Consider the following 15,496-nt stretch of genomic DNA (forward strand, 5'->3'; position numbering starts at 1 on the left):
GCGCTTGTCATGGCGTGCACAACAAGCGAGCATATGGGCATCTGCCGTAAATGCTGTAGGCAATATGACCTCTATTTTTCGCGCTGTTCTGGTGATTGGCTTGTTAGGCCTGTGCAACGTCGGCGCAGCGCTGGCTGCACCACCTGCGAGCGATTCCCAGCCCGCCTCTGAACAGAGCGCCGCGAAAAAAACGGCCCCCGCCAACAAGGCGCCGGTCTTGAAGAAGCAAACCGCCAAAGCCAAGAAACGGGCGGCCCGTAAGTCCAAGTCGTCCCGTGAAGTAGCGCAGACCCAATTGCCACCGGCACAGTTGGATCTGTCGCTGCCGTCGGACATGGTCAGGCATCTGGAGCCAGTGGGTACCATGCCTAAGCCCAAGAGCGTGCCTCTGCTGCCGCCCATGTTTGGCGAAAAGCCCACTGACAACAGCGCATTCCAGATCAACGGCCGTCTGCTGAGCAATGAGATGAAGCTGCAATTGCGCAACGAAGAACGGCGTGATGTGGAAGGTGCAGCGCTGGAATTCGAGTTCAAGCAATAAACGTTTCCGGCAAAGGTGACGCAGGCCCACGACCATGTGTCGGAGACTGGCCGGTCACTTTTGATTTCGGCGAAAAACCTCTGTTAGGTCATTTTAAAACGGCTGTTTAAGGGCGTACTCTAGCCCGGCCATCCCCATTGAGTCGTCGAGAACCTGCTGATCATGAATTGCCGTGAAGGCTGTGGCGCTTGCTGCATCGCCCCCTCCATCAGCTCGCCTCTGCCGGGCATGCCCCAGGGCAAACCGGCTGGCGTTCGCTGCCTGCACCTGTCGGTCGAACAGCTGTGCCAGCTGTTCGGGCAGCCCGAGCGGCCGGCAGTGTGCGGCGAGTTCAAGGCGGATATCGAGGTCTGCGGTACCGACCAGGCCGATGCGATCCGGTTGATCGGCTGGTGGGAGCAGATGACGGCGGCGTGATGGGCTTTACTACCCGAACTTCAACAATAAGGAATACACCCATGGGTTCGCTGAAACGAATGGCTGTGCTGTGCGGTTTTACGCTGGTGTTTGCGGCTGCTGCCCAGGCTGAAGATTGGCAAGTCGCCAAGGACGAAGACGGTATCAAGGTGTCCCTGAGTGAAGTGGCCGGTTCCAAATACAAGGCGTATCGCGGTGTGGCCCTGATCAAGGCGCCTGTGGCCAGGATCATTGCCTTGCAGGAAGACGTGGCGGGTGCCTGCGCCTGGATCCACGAATGCAAATCCCAGAAACTGGTCGACAGGAAAGGCGACGAGGCCTGGACCTATACGCAGTTCAAGGCGCCGTTCCCGGTGACCGATCGTGACTCGTACACCCATGTCACCACCACCAAAAATGCCGACGGCAGCGTCACCCGCACCTTGCAGGGCGTGCCCACCTACAAGCCCGAAGAAAAAGGCTATGTGCGTGTCGCTCAGGTGGAGGGTTTCTGGAAGCTGGTCCCCAAGGGCGCCGATCAGACGGAAGTGACCTATCAGGTGCACACCGAGCCAGGTGGCAGCGTGCCGTCATGGCTGGCCAACAAGTTCGTGGTGGAGGCGCCGTTCAACACCTTGAAAGCCTTGAAAGATCACGCTGAAAAATAACCGCGGTTAATCCGGTGCCTTCAGCCTTGAGCGGAACGTTTGCCGAACCCTCAAGGTCCAGATAGATGTGAGCCCACACATGGGTTTTATCGAGGAGGCACCGATGCCGAAGTGGAATATTTCTTTCATCAATGACCGTGGTGAGCCGGTAGTCGAGCAATTCGATTGCGAGCATGAGCCGACGCTGGAAGAAGCCGCACAATTGGTGCGGGTGCGTGTGTCGCCGGTGTTGGAAAAGCTGGACCTCAATGATCTTGCCGATCGTGTGCCCGATCCCACGGTCAAGAGCCTGCATGATCAAAATGGTATCAAAGACCTCAAGGTCGAACCCGCCGCCTGAACATTTCCTGTATGCCCTTCAAGCGCCTCTGGTGGAGGTGGTAGCTTCGCGCTACTCTGCAACTGAGATCAGCGAATGAATCGCTAAAGGTCTGGTCTTGTCAGCTACATGCTTGTTTTCCTGCGGTGCTTTTATTTGCCGTAGCTCCCGCGCCGGTACGGCGCGGGCCAGGGGAGCACGGAAAGTCTATCCATCAATTCGAGGAGCACTTTTCATGAGCACAGCCTATCAAGAAGACATCAGCACCAATGTTCTGCGCCGCATGAAAGAAGGCGGCTTCGATTTCTCGCGTTTTCACCCCATCGAGTTCTACGCCATTTTCCCGGATGAAGAACGGGCGCGCAGGGCTGCGGGTGAGTTTCGTGGGGAATCCCTGAATGCCCAGGTCAGTGCGCGCGACGATGGTGCCTGGTACCTGGAGCTGAGCAAAATCATGTCTGCAACCTACGACGGCATAGGAGACTTCGAGCAAGACTTTGGGGCGGTGGTCGAGCCGCTGGGCGGGATCATCGAAGGATGGGGCGTGAAGCAGGAGGTGCGTGGGTTACCCATGTAGCAGCCAGTAGTATGAGAAACACAGCGTATCGGCTGGCCTTTGGGTCGGCCGATTTTGTTTGTGGCGCCGGAAAATTTACGGAACTAGCGTCGCCCTTTTTTGCACCAAAAAAAAAGGCCACCCGAGCAGGGTGGCCGAAAGGGAAGACCGGGAGGTCGGTCGGTACACGAAGCACTACGTTACCGATGACGCAAAAGGTTTAGCTGTAGGACGCGTCCTGTTCAGTAGATGGTGGTGATTATCCGCAGGCTTGGCCGGGCAGCGAAATCAACTCTGGCTATGCTGTTGATAGTCAAAGCCCGCATTGCGATGAAGCGTGGGGCAGTACACCGGGCATTCTGCGCACCAGGACGGTGCGACCAGATCTCGTTGGTTATTCAACTCACTGATTTTTAAGTGTTTATGCCGCTGGCACGGGCCTTGCGATGGTTCTTGCGTCCGGGTGACAAGGAGTACGGCATGATCCGCACTTATTACGATGAAATGTACGATGGGGCAGGGCAGGTCCGGCCTCATTATCGCGAGTTCGCCCGTTGGTTGGCCGACACCCCCGCCGAGCTGCTGGCCCAGCGCCGGCGCGAAGCCGATTTGCTGTTCCACCGCGCCGGCATCACCTTCACCCTCTACGGTGACGAGCAGGGCACCGAGCGCCTGATTCCCTTCGACACCATCCCGCGCAGCATCCCCGCCAGCGAATGGCGAGTGGTCGAGCGTGGCTGCATCCAGCGGGTCAAGGCGCTGAACATGTTTCTCGCCGACCTCTACCATGAACAACGCATCATCAAGGCCGGGATCATTCCTGCGGAACAGGTGCTGGCCAACGAACAATACCAACTGGCCATGCAGGGCTTGAACCTGCACCGCGATCTGTATTCCCACGTTTCCGGAGTGGACCTCGTACGCGATGGCGACGGCACGTACTACGTGCTGGAAGACAACCTGCGTACGCCCAGCGGCGTCAGCTACATGCTCGAAGACCGCAAGATGATGATGCGCCTGTTCCCCGAACTGTTCGCCGCTCAACGCATTGCGCCCATCGATCACTACCCCAACCTGCTGCTCGACACCCTGAAAAGCTCCAGCCCGCTGGATAACCCCAGCGTGGTCGTACTGACCCCGGGTCGCTTTAACAGCGCATTTTTCGAGCATGCGTTTCTCGCCCGGGAGATGGGCGTGGAACTGGTGGAAGGCGCTGACCTGTTCGTGCGCGACGACCGCGTGTTCATGCGCACCACCGACGGCCCGCAGGCCGTGGACGTGATCTACCGGCGTCTCGACGATGCGTTCCTCGATCCGCTGGCTTTTAACCCCGACTCCATGCTCGGCGTGCCCGGCCTGCTCGCGGCGTATCGCTGCGGCAATGTAGTGCTGGCCAACGCCATCGGTACCGGGGTGGCGGATGACAAGTCGGTGTATCCCTTCGTCACCGAGATGATCCGTTTTTACCTGAATGAAGAACCTGTCTTGAAGAACGTTCCGACCTTCCAATGCCGCAAGCCTGACGAGCTGTCACACGTCCTGGCCAACCTGCCGGACCTGGTCGTGAAGGAAACCCAAGGTTCCGGCGGCTACGGCATGCTCGTAGGGCCGGCATCCACGGCGGCGGAAATCGAAGCGTTCCGCACGCGAATCAAGGCCAAGCCCCACGCTTATATCGCCCAGCCAACCCTGTGTTTATCCACCTGCCCGACCTTTGTCGAAAACGGCATTGCGCCGCGCCATATCGACCTGCGCCCGTTTGTACTGTCCGGCAAGGAAACCCGTGTGGTGCCAGGCGGCTTGACCCGCGTGGCGTTGCGCGAGGGCTCGCTGGTGGTCAACTCATCCCAGGGTGGCGGCACCAAAGACACCTGGGTGGTCGAGGACTGATGCCATGCTGAGTAGAACTGCCTCGGATTTGTACTGGATGTCGCGCTACCTGGAACGCGCGGAAAACCTGGCGCGCATGCTCGATGTCAGCTATTCGCTGTCGCTGATGCCCCAGGATGGGCGGGGCGATGGCCTGCATGAACTGGCCATGCCGCTGTTGATCACCGGCACCCTGGAGGATTACCACGAACGCCACGGGGAGTTGCACGCCGAACGCCTGTTGCATTTTTTCGCCCTGGATGCCGCCAACCCCGCCAGTATCTACAGTTGTCTGGGCGCTGCGCGGTCCAGCGCCCACGCGGTGCGTGGGCGAATTACTGCCGACATGTGGGAAAACATCAACGCGACCTGGCTGGATATTCGTGACATTGCTCAGCAAGGGCTTAGCCGTTATGGCATGAGCCGGTTTTGCGAGTGGGTCAAGGAACGTTCCCATCTGTTTCGCGGCGCCACCTACGGCACCATCATGCGCAACGACGCGTTCCGGTTTATTCGCCTGGGCACCTTTATCGAACGCGCCGATAACACCTTGCGCCTGCTGGATGCGCGTTACGAAATGGCTGGCGATCGTGCCGAAGCCGTCACCGATGGCACCGCCCACGCCTACTACCAATGGAGCGCCTTGCTGCGCGCGTTGTCCTCTTTCGAGGCCTACACCGAGATCTACCGCGATGCCCCCGGCGCCCGGCAAGTGGCGGAGTTGTTGCTGTTGCGCGCCGACGTACCGCGCTCACTGCGTGCCTGCAGTGAAGAGATCGACCAGATTCTTGCCAGCCTGCCTGGCCTAAACGGTCGACCGGCCCAGCGCCTGGCCGCCGAAATGGACGCGCGCCTGCGCTTCACCGCCATCGATGAAATCCTCGAGGAAGGCCTGCATGCCTGGCTGACCGACTTTATCCCCTTGGTCCGCCAGTTGGGCGACGCCATCTACGCATCTTACCTGGAGGCCGCATGAGACTCTCCATCAGCCACGAAACCACCTATCACTATAAAGACCAGGTGCGCGCCAGCATCCAGTACTTGCGCCTGACGCCCCACGACAGCGAGCGCCAGCATGTACTCAGCTGGCAGCTTGACCTGCCACGCCCGGTGCGCGCCCAGGTGGACCCGTTCGGCAATATCCTGCATGTGCTGACCTTGGACGAGCCCCACGACGCCATCGTCATCGGCGCCCGTGGCCAGGTGGATATCGACGAATTGCGCGAGGCCGAACACGAGAGCCAATCGGCGTTTCCGTTCCTGCGTTGCACCCGCTTGACCGAGCCCGACGACGCTCTGCGCGGTTTTGCCGCCGGCAATTGTCATCAGCGTCGCGACCGCACCGCGCTGATCGATCTGATGCATGCGCTCAACCAGGTGATGGTCTACACGCCCGGCGCAACCGAAGTCGACACCTGCGCCGCCCAGGCCTTCGCCGCCCGTGCGGGCGTGTGTCAGGACCACACCCATGCGTTCCTGGCCTGCGCGCGCAGCCTGGGCATTCCGGCGCGGTATGTGTCGGGTTATTTGTACACCGAGGACAGCACGCACCTGGCCAGTCACGCCTGGGCCGAAGCCTGGCTGGATGACGCCTGGTACAGCTTTGACGTGACCAACCAGCTTGCGCGGCCGGAGCGGCATTTGAAACTGGCGGTGGGGTTGGATTACCTCGATGCCTGCCCGGTACGCGGCATGCGCCGTGGCGGTGGGCATGAGCAGATGCATGCCAAGGTGTCTGTGGCGCCTACGCCGGTGGTTTCAGTGCAACAGCAATAATCTCCAGAGCGCAGCAGGTCTAAATGTGGGAGCGGGCTTGCTCGCGAATTCGGTGTGTCATTCAACACACCTGGCGACTGATACACCGCTTTCGCGAGCAAGCCCGCTCCCACAGGGGATTTGTGGTGGGGTCACGGTTGTTGTTTACGCCCGGCCATGTGCTTCAGATATCCCACCAGCAACTCCAGCTCATCGTCCGGCAACACACTGGCTGTGAACGCTGGCATCTTGGCCTGTGGCCAATGCCGCACACTTTGCGGGTCACGGATGTAACGCTTGAGGAAGTCGCCGCCGAAATATTCGGTGGGGCTGTAGGGGATATTGAGGTCCGGTCCTACCTGCGCATCGCCGGCGCCATTGAGGCGGTGACAGGCCAAGCAGTTTTTTTGAAACAGCGCGAACCCCTGGTTGATCGGATCATCGGCCGACAACTTTGGGTCGGGCAATAATGCTGGAAAGCGCTCGGCCACTGTCTTCAATTGCTTGATGCGGGCGATCTGGAATGGCCACTGCTCAGGGCTGATATGCCCCGCTTGCGGGTCGGTCCACACCAGGTAGAACGGCCCGGCACTCGGTTTGCCGTCTGCCAGCGCAGGCCATGGCTGAGCAGGATCTTCCACCGCCAGCCAGGCGCGAGCGCCGTGTTGTTGCAGCAGCGGTGCTGCCGTGAGTTCGGCGGCGAAACCATCAAGGGCAACGGCCTGCAGGTGGCTCTCAGCGGTTAATCCCTGTAAAAGTACGGCCAGCGGCACGGCCTGATAGGTCATGGTGCGCTTGTAGGAAACGTCATCAACGATTTGCACCGTTTGTGCTTGTGGATGTTTGAGCAGGTCCTCGGTTTGCCAGGTCTTGCTGGCGTGGTCGAGTTCGAGGGTTAACTGCGCCGCCGAAACGGGCAGGGCGATCAGCAAGCCGAGAAAAACGAGAAAGCATTTCAAGAGGGAGGCCCGGTATTAGTGGCGATTGCGTTCACGATAGCCGAAATCGGCGCGTAAAAAGACAGCCCCTGCAGGACCGCTATGCGCAATGTCCGGGCAGGTGCTGCCAAAAGCTGCATACCTGGCGCTGTGCAGGCACGGAATGTGAGGGGTGAGGCGTCACCCAATGACCTTGGTCAAATTGGGCAAGATCAGAATCAGTGTGGTGGCGAACAGAATAAGTCCCGCCTGGCGTACTTTCGAATGTTTGAACATGGCTGACTGCCTTTTGTTGTTATTCCTGAGCGTCAAATACGTGCCGGTGTTATTTCCAGTATGGCGAGATGACGTGTCGCTTTTCTTACCGTTGCTCCAGCAAAACCCGGCAGCAACCTCCTACTGATTGAACCTTAGAGCCCTCGTTCTGCGTGGCTTAGACTCATTTCATATCAGCTAAGCAGATTTTGAGCTTAAAACGGCATGAGGCATATCGCCATATTGGCGCCAATGCCTTGGCTAGACAGCTAAAACGATTAATCCGCTAATTAGCTTAGGTGGCTACCGTTCGTCCGAGCGTGGAGGTCAAATCAACGAGCGCATCCGCCATTGAAACCGTGTCAATCAGGCCTTAAGGAGCGCGGGGCTTGCCTTGAAGGGGTGTTTCAAGGCAGGCTCTGGGGTGTGCAATATTCCCATCACCGTGTCAGGTATTTTTTATGTCGCTACGCGTCTGTATCCTGGAAACCGATATCCTGCGTCCAGGCTTGATCGATCAATACCAAGGGTACGGGCAGATGTTCAAGCGCCTGTTCGCCAAGCAGCCAATTGCCGCTGAGTTTGTCGTGTACAACGTGGTGCAGGGTGAATATCCACCGGAAGGTGAGGTGTTTGACGCGTACCTGGTGACCGGCAGCAAGGCCGACTCCTTCGGTACGGACCCGTGGATCCAGACCCTAAAGACCTATCTGCTCAAGCGCTATGAGCGCGGCGACAAGTTGCTGGGCATCTGCTTCGGCCATCAGCTGTTGGCGTTGCTGCTCGGCGGCAAGGCCGAACGCGCGAGCAAAGGCTGGGGCATGGGCATCCACGATTACTCGCTTGATGCCAAGGCGCCGTGGATGAGCCCCGAGGTGCCGGAACTGACGCTACTGATCAGCCACCAGGACCAGGTGACCTCGCTGCCAGCAAACGCCACGGTCATCGCGTCCAGCGAATTTTGCCCGTTCGCCGCGTACCACATCGGCGATCAGGTGCTGTGCTTCCAGGGCCACCCCGAGTTTGTCCACGACTATTCCCGCGAACTGCTGGAGATTCTTCAGACAACTCTGGGCGAGAAGGTCTACACAAACGGCGTGGCCAGCCTTGAGCGCGACCACCACGGCGCAACCGTGGCGGAGTGGATGATGCGTTTCGTGGCCCACAAGCCAGAGGCCCATGTTTAAAGCCAACCTGAACGCTTGAAACTGCCCCATAGGGCGGTGCAACCCGTCGCGATAAACCCGAGCACCGCAAAATAGCCGTAATGCCATTGCAGCTCGGGCATGTTCTGGAAATTCATCCCATAAATCCCCGCCACGGCGGTGGGGAACGCCAGGATCGCCGCCCAAGCGGCGAACTTGCGCTGCACCACGCTCTGGCGCGAAGCCTCCAGTAACACACCGATCTCGATGGTCTGGCTGGCGATATCGCGCAGGGTGGTGAGGTCTTCCATCTGCCGCGTCACGTGGATCTGTACGTCACGGAAGTACGGGCGCATGTTCTTGTCGATAAACGGGAAGCTCAGCTTCTGCAGCTCCTGGCTGATCTCCACCATCGGCGCCACATAACGCTTGAGGCGCAGTACGTCGCGACGCAGACCGTGGATCTTCTGGATGTCGCGTTCGCTCAGCGAACTGCACAGCACGTTACGCTCCAGCTCATCGATCTCGGCATGGATCGCTTCGCTCACCGGCTGGTAGTTCTCGGTGACGAAATCCAGCAGCGCATAGAGTACGAAATCTTCCCCATGCTCCAGCAGAAGCGGCCGCGCCTCACAGCGCTGGCGCACAAAACCGTAGGACGCTGAGTGACCGTTGCGCGCGGTGATGATGTAGCCGTTGCCGGCAAAGATATGGGTTTCGATAAACTCCAGCTTGCCGTTCTCGCGCACCGGTGAGTAGGTGACGATAAACAGCGCGTCGCCGAAGGTTTCAAGCTTCGGCCGGCTGTGCTTTTCCATTGCGTCTTCAATCGCCAGTTCGTGCAGGTTGAACTGGCGTTGCAGGTTGTTCAGCTCCTGGGCGTCGGGCTCTTCCAGGCCGATCCACACAAAGTGGCCGGGTTTGGCGGCCCAGGCCGCCCCTTCGTCGAGGGTGATATCGGTGACTTTCTTACCGGCGCTGTAGACGGCGGCCGCAACAACTCTACCCATGGTGCTGATCGCTTCTAAGGGGGAGGACAGGTGTTGGGCAGCTTAGCTTGAATGGCGTTCCGTTGTTGATTGTTCCCGCGCTTGATCGTTCCCGCGCTCCGCGTGGGAATGCCTCCCGTGACGCTCCGCGTCACTTGCGCAAGTCCTGAGAGCGCATGCGCATGACGGGACGCGGAGCGTCCCAGGCTGTGTTACCACGCGGAGCGTGGGAACAATCGTTTCAGGCAGACCGGACCTCACGGTCCAACTGCGCGATACAGGTTTGCATCTGTGTCTGACAGGTTTGCATCAGTTGAGGGATGTCATCCGAGGTCAGGCCCGTTGTAGGAATCGGCGGCAACGAGCGTATGAGCACATCACCGCTGTTCCAGCGATTGAGCTGCATGTGGGTCACGTAATTGCTGACACACACCTGCACGATCGGCACTCCCGCCGCAATCGCCATATGGAACGCGCCTTTCTTGAACGGCAGCAAACCCTTGCCGAGGTTGCGCGTGCCTTCGGGGAACACCCAGATCGACGTGTCCTTGTTTTGCAACGTGTGGGTGGTGGTGAGCATCGCACGGCGTGCCTTATGCGCATTGCCCCGGTCAATCAGCACATTGCCCGCCAGCCAGAACAACTGCCCGAACAGCGGCACCCATTTCAGGCTCTTCTTGGCGATGCACACGGTGCGATGGGGCACCACGTTGCCCAACACAAACAGGTCATAGTTGGACTGATGATTCGCGATGACCACGCAGGGACCTGGTTTGTTGCGTAGCGAGTCGACTTCGGCCTTCACATTCAGCCCCAACAGCCGCATCGCCGGCAGCGCGTAGAGGCGGGCACACAGACGGCTATTATCCGGATTGAACGGTCGGCACAGGCCGATCAGCACGCCCAGTACACCGGCGATCATAAAGTGCAGGCCCATCAACGACATACGCAACAGAAAAAGCATCGACACGGCCTATCCGGACAAAAGGTGGCGCAGTGTACGGACGTGCACTGAATTCGGCAATTGCCCCTGAGGAGGTAGGAGATAGGCGATGTTTAAGCACATGTTTCAATATGTTCCCGCAAGTGCGGGCTAGAGCGGCTAGAGATATTTCAGGTTTGGTTGTAAGAAAAAGCCCGACTTAAGGCCGGGCTTTGGTGCAGCAGGGGTAGGCAACTCAGATCAGGTTATGGCTCTGGTCCTGGATGATTGCTTCGTCCAAGGCTTCCAGCAGCGCCTTACGCACCTTCAACTTCGTGTGCTTGTGAGCGTTCATATTCAGTTTCTTCAACTGACGCGCCGCTTCCAGCGCTGCTGCCTGCAATTCCTCGGGCGCCACCACCTTATCGAGGAAGCCGGCTTGCAACGCACCTTGCGGGTCAAACATCTCGGCATTGATGACCGAACGATGAAACGCCGACTTGCGCAGGCGATCCCGCGCCAGCTCGATACCGGCGTGGTGCATGGTCATGCCGATCGCCACCTCATTGAGCCCAATGCTGAACGGGCCTTCCACACCAATCCGATAATCGGCCGACAACAGCAAGAACGCGCCCTTGGCTACCGCATGCCCAGGGCACGCCACAATCACCGGGAATGGGTGCGATAACAGTCGACGCGCCAACGTCGAGCCAGACGTCACCAGGCCGATGGCTTCCTTGGGCCCGGCGGTCATCACCTTCAAGTCATAACCACCCGACAGAATCCCCGGCGTACCAGTGATCACCACTACCGCCCGGTCTTTCTCTGCCTGATCCAGCGCTTCATTAAACGCGCTGACCACCGCGGGAGAAATGGCGTTCACCTTGCCGTTGCTCAGGGTCAGGGTCGCAATACCGTCTTCGAGGTGGTAGGCAATCAACTCACTCATGACGCGGTTCCTTGTAGGATTTGTTATAGAAGGCTTTTAGAAGTGCATGCAGCAGACGTTACCCACCACGCCCGCCCCGGTAAAGCGCTATGACTGACTGGCCAGTCAGGCTTTTGCTCCGTGCAGGCTGTGAAAATGCTTGGGGCAGGGCGCAACTGCCGGCCCAGACGCGCATAGTCGATGCCTGAGAATGGCACAATCACCGCCCCTGGCCGGGAGCCGAACGCTTTAACCGGCTAACCGCATGAATATTCTGAAAAAAACCTTTGCCATCAGAAAGGCTTTCGACTACATTAGCGCGCCTCGACAGACTGAACTGGTTTGACGAGATACGGTGAAGTGTCCGAGTGGCTTAAGGAGCACGCCTGGAAAGTGTGTATACAAGAAATTGTATCGAGAGTTCGAATCTCTCCTTCACCGCCAAATTTCGAAAACTCAAACCCCTGATTTTCCTAGAGAAAGTCGGGGGTTTGTGGTTTTTGGCGTCCAAAAAATAGCCCCATGGGACCACCATGGGACTGGCGCCCTGTCTTGGTGCGAAAAACGTTGTTGCCTAGCAGCCCGCCGAGACGTGGAATGCGGTGCCGACTGAGCTTCCGCAAGGAAGCTGGCGCTTACCAGTTTTGGAAGAAGTTCCAGGCATCGGAATGGCGGTGTCGGTTAGGCGAAACAGACGAGCATGAACGGGGCAGCGAAGCCTGTGGCGCTGATATCGGTTGCTGGGCAGCTATTCGACATCTTGGGTGGAGAGTGAGGGGTGGCGGTGGCGTTAGCCAATAAATCGCTTGTTTGAATCTTGTGTTTTTTTTTTTGAAAGCTGTAGAGATCTCGCGGTCAATCTTTCTCTATAAACGCATTCAGGGAGGAAACGGTATGTGCCCTAAATTAGTATGTCGTATGTGTTTGGCATGCAACCTCCCTTACCTTGCTAACGCGAACGAAACCGAGTTCATGGAGCGGGTGACCGATGACATGCTTTGTCGGGTGTGCAGGCGTGGTCCTCCAAACGTTGGGTTGAACGAAGCACTTCAAAGAAACGTACAGAAATTATGCTGGTTGGTAGATGGAAGAAAGAAGAGAGCGCTTACTCCCAATTGCACTAAATATTTCCTGATATCGCCGCTTATGTTCGAATCCCGCGATTCGCGTGGCGAACATTGAATCGTCTCAGGCCATTCTGGTGCGAATGAAACGGAAACCTGGAGTAGGCAATGACAATGCAGTTTGATCCTGAACTGAGCTATGAGCTTTATTACGACGTCGACCTGCTGGGTGTCGTCCGTAAAGGTGTGTATTACGAGGGGCCCGACGCCTGGGAGGCAGGAGAAATTCGCGACGGGACGTTTTATTACAACGGCCGAGCGGCGGGCACTGTTGAGGCGCTGATCGTGACCAGGACCGACCCTAAACCTGTGACCGCGCTGAAGCTCGTGCCGATCGCTGAGTGAGTTCGCGGCATTACCAATAACGCCGCTTATGTTTAATAGCCCCCCACATCAAGGCCCGCTCCGGCGGGCTTTTTTGCGCCCGCTGGAAACCAGACTCCGGCAGGCTGGTCTACCATTACCGCTGCGCTTGGTTTGAGCGTGCTTGCGAAGGAATAGAGACGTGTCGCTACCCATCACCGCGCGGCAGATGAATGCGCTAAAGGCGCTTCAGCGGGAGGACCCGGACCTGGGCGAACTGGCCATCGCCATCGCACAGGCCTTCGACGCCACGAGGGTCGAAAACCCGGAGTTGGCCGCGTTGATCTTGGACAAGACATGCCGGCGCATGGTCGCTCATGAACCCGGCAGTCAGGAAGCAATGATCCAGCACCTTGCGACCTTCGGTAAGTTGAATTGCCTGACGCCCACGCAGGTCAGCGACTTTACCAATCGAGTCAGGAGGCACGGTTAATCATGAACAACGGAATTCACGAAGAAGCACTGCGCGCCCTGGCGGAGGGCGGCGCGGTACGCGATACGCTGGTCAGCCGACAAGATGAGAAGTGGACGCTGGCTATCCGCCTAGGCGGCTCTGGCAGTCGCTGGTTGGCGGTACGCTCGCGCCGTGAGGCGCTGCGCACTTGGACCAGCCTGACGGCCGTAGGGCGCTTTGCCGATGGGATTGGGCTACGCGGCTTTAATGTGGAGCTGTGAGGGGCGAAAGCTTCAAGGCCAGTTGTAGCATCCCTACCACGTCCGGCCCGTCCTCGTTGATCCATGTCCCATAGTGCTGACGGATCATGTTGCCGTTGGTGTGTCCCATTTGTTCGGCGATCCAATCGATTGAAGCAATGCCTGTGGTCAGCAACTGGCTGGCATAGGTATGCCGGCACTGGCCAGGCCCACGATAGCGTACCCCGGCCGCCAGCAAATGCGCCTTAAAGAAACGGTCACGCACGACAAAGTCGTTGGCATGCGGCAGTCCGCTTTTGGTGTTTAAAAAGACGAAATGCAGGGTGTGCTTACGCACCGTTTTATTGTCCCGTTCAACGATCTCCACGGTTTCTGATTTTCGCTTTCGAGTCAGAGCATCAAGCTTGCGCAAGGCGTCCCAAGCCGGTGCCAATAGGCGAACCTTGCGCATTGAGCGTCGGGTTTTGGTGACGCGATAGGCACCGCGCACCTTCGACCGGCGAAAGGTCACGGTGCCTTGCTCCAGGTCGACGTCCTCCCAGGCCAAGGCGATGGTTTCAGACACGCGGGGCCCAGCCCACAACATGAACTGCACCATCAGCAGCTCATAGGTGCGGGTGGTTGGGGTTTCCAGGATCTGTTTGATTTCCGCCCGGGTGAACGGGTCCGGTGCTTCGGGATCCGGGAGGCGCACCATCAAACCTTCAGTGGGGTCGTGGGCGACTTTCATTCGGGTGCGATAGAGCCGGAACACCTGGCGCACGTTGCTGATGATGTCGCGAATGGTCTTGTTTTTAAGGGTTTTGGAGAGCGTGCCCTGAATCCACTCCTGCAGGTCCAGATGATCGATCGCGTTGATTTGCACCTTGCCCCAGCGTGGCCGCACATGCACCTCGGCCTTGTTGGCGTAGCCGCGATAACTTGACGCGGCCACACTGTTGGCCTTAATCCGCAACCACAGGTCCAGGTAGTGACCGAAGGTGTTTTCCACCAGCCTGGCCGAGTTGGGGAAATGGCGTGCGTAATCAAAAGTACCGGAGTCGATCTCGTATTCGATGATGGCGAGCAAGCGCTTTGCCTGGGCCACCGTGGCCGGTTTGTTACCCCCTGGTATCGATTCGCGGCATTTTTCGCCGTTGTATTGAAAATAGATTCTCACGGAATTACCGCGAGCTTCGACCCCACTCATGTAAACCCCTAACGCTGTGCTCGTGTAACGACAGTCTGACGATCGGAAACAAAAAGGCCCGTTTCCGGGCCAAGTATCTGGTAGCGCATCTTCTGGTGGACGCGGCTTACCGTTTAGGCTTTTGGTTGCGCAGATGAGCGTTCTGCAGCTGGCGCTGCCGGCTGCATTTCACGTGGTCGCCGTGAGCACGCCACTTGCCGCATTGATCGCACACGCTGGTGTAATCGATGTTCCAGGGAAAGCGCCGCGCGGGTGTTGCTGCAGGACGCTTAGACATTGCGTGATACGCCCCGTGTTGCTGGCTTGGCGAGCAGTTGGGCGACCACGGCCGCATCCGTTTCGCTTAACTCGCCCAGGGTGTTGGCCATCTGGCTGAGGCTTTCGAGACGGGTTCTTGATTCGGGGGTTTTGTGTACCAGGTAGCCGATGACGGCCGCGCCGATAATCGCGGTGGCCACCAGGTGCTGTGCCGGTGTGGTAGCCTGCGTGCCGCTGCTGCTTTGGGTCTGTGCTTGCATGGTTTAGTCCTCGGTGGTGGTTGGGTGTCGGGGAGCTGCAACTCCTCGACACTGCTTTTTTAAATGGTCAGTCCTTGCGGGCCAGGTGGATCACCAGGCCGTCAAAACGTGGCTCATGCTCAAGACATGATTGCCACTCCAATACTCTTAAAATTTGCTGCCTGCTGCAGTCGTCCACCAGGATTTCGCGCTGGCCACCGGCTGCCCGAACTTCCAGGATCTGCAGCAAACCATCCTCGCCATACGCACCTGCCTGGATGATCGGCGCGATTTCACCCACGAAGTCCAGGCGGTCCTGCACGGCCTGTAGCTTGCTGGTTCCACCGTCGCCGGCGTTGCCCATAAACACTTGGATCTGCATCGGTCT

At 58.4% G+C, this 15,496-nt stretch carries 19 protein-coding genes and 1 tRNA gene; 13 read left to right on the forward strand and 7 right to left on the reverse strand.

All coding sequences use genetic code 11. The features are described 5' to 3' along the window. The first annotated feature begins 64 nt into the window (after positions 1-64). The 8 genes from ACLH0H_RS16145 (at position 65) to ACLH0H_RS16180 (ending at position 6,125) form a co-directional block, all read left to right on the forward strand. Positions 65-541: a translation initiation factor 2 gene (locus ACLH0H_RS16145; RefSeq protein WP_411378762.1), complete on the forward strand. Its 477-nt coding sequence runs from the start codon at positions 65-67 to the stop codon at positions 539-541. Between the two features lie 162 nt (positions 542-703). Next, complete coding sequence (locus ACLH0H_RS16150; protein ID WP_411378763.1) at positions 704-958, forward strand: YkgJ family cysteine cluster protein; 255 nt, start codon at positions 704-706, stop codon at positions 956-958. Between the two features lie 41 nt (positions 959-999). After that, entirely contained in the window at positions 1,000-1,605 is a 606-nt protein-coding gene (locus tag ACLH0H_RS16155; RefSeq protein WP_411378764.1) for an START domain-containing protein, read from the forward strand. Between the two features lie 79 nt (positions 1,606-1,684). Further along, complete coding sequence (locus tag ACLH0H_RS16160) at positions 1,685-1,945, forward strand: hypothetical protein (RefSeq protein WP_076949546.1); 261 nt, start codon at positions 1,685-1,687, stop codon at positions 1,943-1,945. A gap of 214 nt (positions 1,946-2,159) precedes the next feature. Then, positions 2,160-2,501, forward strand: a complete 342-nt coding sequence (locus tag ACLH0H_RS16165; protein ID WP_010208429.1) for a ribonuclease E inhibitor RraB — start codon at positions 2,160-2,162, stop codon at positions 2,499-2,501. 459 nt (positions 2,502-2,960) lie between these two features. Further along, the gene (locus tag ACLH0H_RS16170) at positions 2,961-4,370 is read left to right on the forward strand and encodes a circularly permuted type 2 ATP-grasp protein (protein WP_411378765.1); all 1,410 of its coding nucleotides are present in this window, start codon (positions 2,961-2,963) and stop codon (positions 4,368-4,370) included. 4 nt (positions 4,371-4,374) lie between these two features. Beyond that, complete coding sequence (locus tag ACLH0H_RS16175) at positions 4,375-5,325, forward strand: alpha-E domain-containing protein (RefSeq protein ID WP_076949543.1); 951 nt, start codon at positions 4,375-4,377, stop codon at positions 5,323-5,325. Beyond that, on the forward strand, positions 5,322-6,125 hold the full coding sequence (locus tag ACLH0H_RS16180) for a transglutaminase family protein (RefSeq protein ID WP_411378766.1): 804 nt from the start codon (positions 5,322-5,324) through the stop codon (positions 6,123-6,125). Before ACLH0H_RS16175 ends, ACLH0H_RS16180 begins: the two co-directional genes overlap by 4 nt. Positions 6,126-6,256: 131 nt before the next feature. Here ACLH0H_RS16180 and ACLH0H_RS16185 read toward each other — a convergent pair whose 3' ends face one another. Next, positions 6,257-7,063: a c-type cytochrome gene (locus tag ACLH0H_RS16185; protein WP_411378767.1), complete on the reverse strand. Its 807-nt coding sequence runs from the start codon at positions 7,061-7,063 to the stop codon at positions 6,257-6,259. A 695-nt stretch (positions 7,064-7,758) separates the two neighbouring features. Between ACLH0H_RS16185 and ACLH0H_RS16190 the strand changes: the two genes are divergently transcribed. Continuing rightward, a complete protein-coding gene (locus tag ACLH0H_RS16190) occupies positions 7,759-8,484 on the forward strand; it encodes an amidotransferase (RefSeq protein ID WP_411378768.1) in 726 nt (241 codons plus the stop codon). Here ACLH0H_RS16190 and ACLH0H_RS16195 read toward each other — a convergent pair. The 3 genes from ACLH0H_RS16195 to ACLH0H_RS16205 all read right to left on the reverse strand — a co-directional run bounded on the left by ACLH0H_RS16195 (position 8,481) and on the right by ACLH0H_RS16205 (position 11,302). Beyond that, positions 8,481-9,452 carry a magnesium and cobalt transport protein CorA gene (locus ACLH0H_RS16195; RefSeq protein WP_076949539.1) on the reverse strand — a complete coding sequence of 324 codons (972 nt, stop codon included), beginning with the start codon at positions 9,450-9,452 and terminating at the stop codon, positions 8,481-8,483. The two genes, ACLH0H_RS16190 and ACLH0H_RS16195, sit on opposite strands and share 4 nt — an antisense overlap. A gap of 220 nt (positions 9,453-9,672) precedes the next feature. Then, entirely contained in the window at positions 9,673-10,395 is a 723-nt protein-coding gene (locus tag ACLH0H_RS16200; RefSeq protein WP_411382421.1) for a 1-acylglycerol-3-phosphate O-acyltransferase, read from the reverse strand. A gap of 214 nt (positions 10,396-10,609) precedes the next feature. Further along, the gene (locus tag ACLH0H_RS16205; RefSeq protein WP_411378769.1) at positions 10,610-11,302 is read right to left on the reverse strand and encodes a crotonase/enoyl-CoA hydratase family protein; all 693 of its coding nucleotides are present in this window, start codon (positions 11,300-11,302) and stop codon (positions 10,610-10,612) included. Positions 11,303-11,635: 333 nt separating this feature from the next. On the opposite strand from ACLH0H_RS16205, the gene ACLH0H_RS16210 reads away from it, so the two are divergent. The 4 genes from ACLH0H_RS16210 (at position 11,636) to ACLH0H_RS16225 (ending at position 13,443) form a co-directional block, all read left to right on the forward strand. Further along, positions 11,636-11,725 (forward strand) — tRNA-Ser (locus tag ACLH0H_RS16210). A gap of 788 nt (positions 11,726-12,513) precedes the next feature. Then, a complete protein-coding gene (locus tag ACLH0H_RS16215; RefSeq protein WP_411378770.1) occupies positions 12,514-12,750 on the forward strand; it encodes a hypothetical protein in 237 nt (78 codons plus the stop codon). 160 nt (positions 12,751-12,910) lie between these two features. After that, positions 12,911-13,201, forward strand: coding sequence for a hypothetical protein (locus tag ACLH0H_RS16220; protein ID WP_411378771.1), 291 nt, complete (start codon positions 12,911-12,913; stop codon positions 13,199-13,201). 2 nt (positions 13,202-13,203) lie between these two features. Further along, positions 13,204-13,443 (forward strand): hypothetical protein, encoded by a 240-nt coding sequence (locus tag ACLH0H_RS16225; protein WP_411378772.1) that lies wholly within the window; start codon positions 13,204-13,206, stop codon positions 13,441-13,443. On the opposite strand, the gene ACLH0H_RS16230 is transcribed toward ACLH0H_RS16225, so the two are convergent. The 3 genes from ACLH0H_RS16230 to ACLH0H_RS16240 all read right to left on the reverse strand — a co-directional run bounded on the left by ACLH0H_RS16230 (position 13,427) and on the right by ACLH0H_RS16240 (position 15,490). Beyond that, positions 13,427-14,611, reverse strand: coding sequence for an Arm DNA-binding domain-containing protein (locus ACLH0H_RS16230; protein WP_411378773.1), 1,185 nt, complete (start codon positions 14,609-14,611; stop codon positions 13,427-13,429). The genes ACLH0H_RS16225 and ACLH0H_RS16230 overlap by 17 nt on opposite strands. Before the next feature lie 269 nt (positions 14,612-14,880). Next, positions 14,881-15,129, reverse strand: coding sequence for a hypothetical protein (locus ACLH0H_RS16235; protein ID WP_411378774.1), 249 nt, complete (start codon positions 15,127-15,129; stop codon positions 14,881-14,883). Positions 15,130-15,196: 67 nt separating this feature from the next. Continuing rightward, positions 15,197-15,490, reverse strand: a complete 294-nt coding sequence (locus ACLH0H_RS16240; protein WP_411378775.1) for a hypothetical protein — start codon at positions 15,488-15,490, stop codon at positions 15,197-15,199. Between the last annotated feature and the right edge of the window lie 6 nt (positions 15,491-15,496).

Origin of the sequence: Pseudomonas sp. MPB26, assembly GCF_046605355.1 — a bacterium.
Taxonomy (GTDB): domain Bacteria; phylum Pseudomonadota; class Gammaproteobacteria; order Pseudomonadales; family Pseudomonadaceae; genus Aquipseudomonas; species Aquipseudomonas cedrina.

What these genes read in the sequence shown, in the direction of transcription:
- ACLH0H_RS16145 (WP_411378762.1), top strand. Translation starts at nt 65, where the DNA reads ATGACCTCTATTTTTCGCGCTGTTCTGGTGATTGGCTTGTTAGGCCTG.
- ACLH0H_RS16150 (WP_411378763.1), top strand. Translation starts at nt 704, where the DNA reads ATGAATTGCCGTGAAGGCTGTGGCGCTTGCTGCATCGCCCCCTCCATC.
- ACLH0H_RS16155 (WP_411378764.1), top strand. Translation starts at nt 1,000, where the DNA reads ATGGGTTCGCTGAAACGAATGGCTGTGCTGTGCGGTTTTACGCTGGTG.
- ACLH0H_RS16160 (WP_076949546.1), top strand. Translation starts at nt 1,685, where the DNA reads ATGGGTTTTATCGAGGAGGCACCGATGCCGAAGTGGAATATTTCTTTC.
- ACLH0H_RS16165 (WP_010208429.1), top strand. Translation starts at nt 2,160, where the DNA reads ATGAGCACAGCCTATCAAGAAGACATCAGCACCAATGTTCTGCGCCGC.
- ACLH0H_RS16170 (WP_411378765.1), top strand. Translation starts at nt 2,961, where the DNA reads ATGATCCGCACTTATTACGATGAAATGTACGATGGGGCAGGGCAGGTC.
- ACLH0H_RS16175 (WP_076949543.1), top strand. Translation starts at nt 4,375, where the DNA reads ATGCTGAGTAGAACTGCCTCGGATTTGTACTGGATGTCGCGCTACCTG.
- ACLH0H_RS16180 (WP_411378766.1), top strand. Translation starts at nt 5,322, where the DNA reads ATGAGACTCTCCATCAGCCACGAAACCACCTATCACTATAAAGACCAG.
- ACLH0H_RS16190 (WP_411378768.1), top strand. Translation starts at nt 7,759, where the DNA reads ATGTCGCTACGCGTCTGTATCCTGGAAACCGATATCCTGCGTCCAGGC.
- ACLH0H_RS16195 (WP_076949539.1), bottom strand. Translation starts at nt 9,452, where the DNA reads ATGGGTAGAGTTGTTGCGGCCGCCGTCTACAGCGCCGGTAAGAAAGTC.
- ACLH0H_RS16200 (WP_411382421.1), bottom strand. Translation starts at nt 10,395, where the DNA reads ATGCTTTTTCTGTTGCGTATGTCGTTGATGGGCCTGCACTTTATGATC.
- ACLH0H_RS16205 (WP_411378769.1), bottom strand. Translation starts at nt 11,302, where the DNA reads ATGAGTGAGTTGATTGCCTACCACCTCGAAGACGGTATTGCGACCCTG.
- ACLH0H_RS16215 (WP_411378770.1), top strand. Translation starts at nt 12,514, where the DNA reads ATGACAATGCAGTTTGATCCTGAACTGAGCTATGAGCTTTATTACGAC.
- ACLH0H_RS16225 (WP_411378772.1), top strand. Translation starts at nt 13,204, where the DNA reads ATGAACAACGGAATTCACGAAGAAGCACTGCGCGCCCTGGCGGAGGGC.
- ACLH0H_RS16230 (WP_411378773.1), bottom strand. Translation starts at nt 14,611, where the DNA reads ATGAGTGGGGTCGAAGCTCGCGGTAATTCCGTGAGAATCTATTTTCAA.
- ACLH0H_RS16235 (WP_411378774.1), bottom strand. Translation starts at nt 15,129, where the DNA reads ATGCAAGCACAGACCCAAAGCAGCAGCGGCACGCAGGCTACCACACCG.
- ACLH0H_RS16240 (WP_411378775.1), bottom strand. Translation starts at nt 15,490, where the DNA reads ATGCAGATCCAAGTGTTTATGGGCAACGCCGGCGACGGTGGAACCAGC.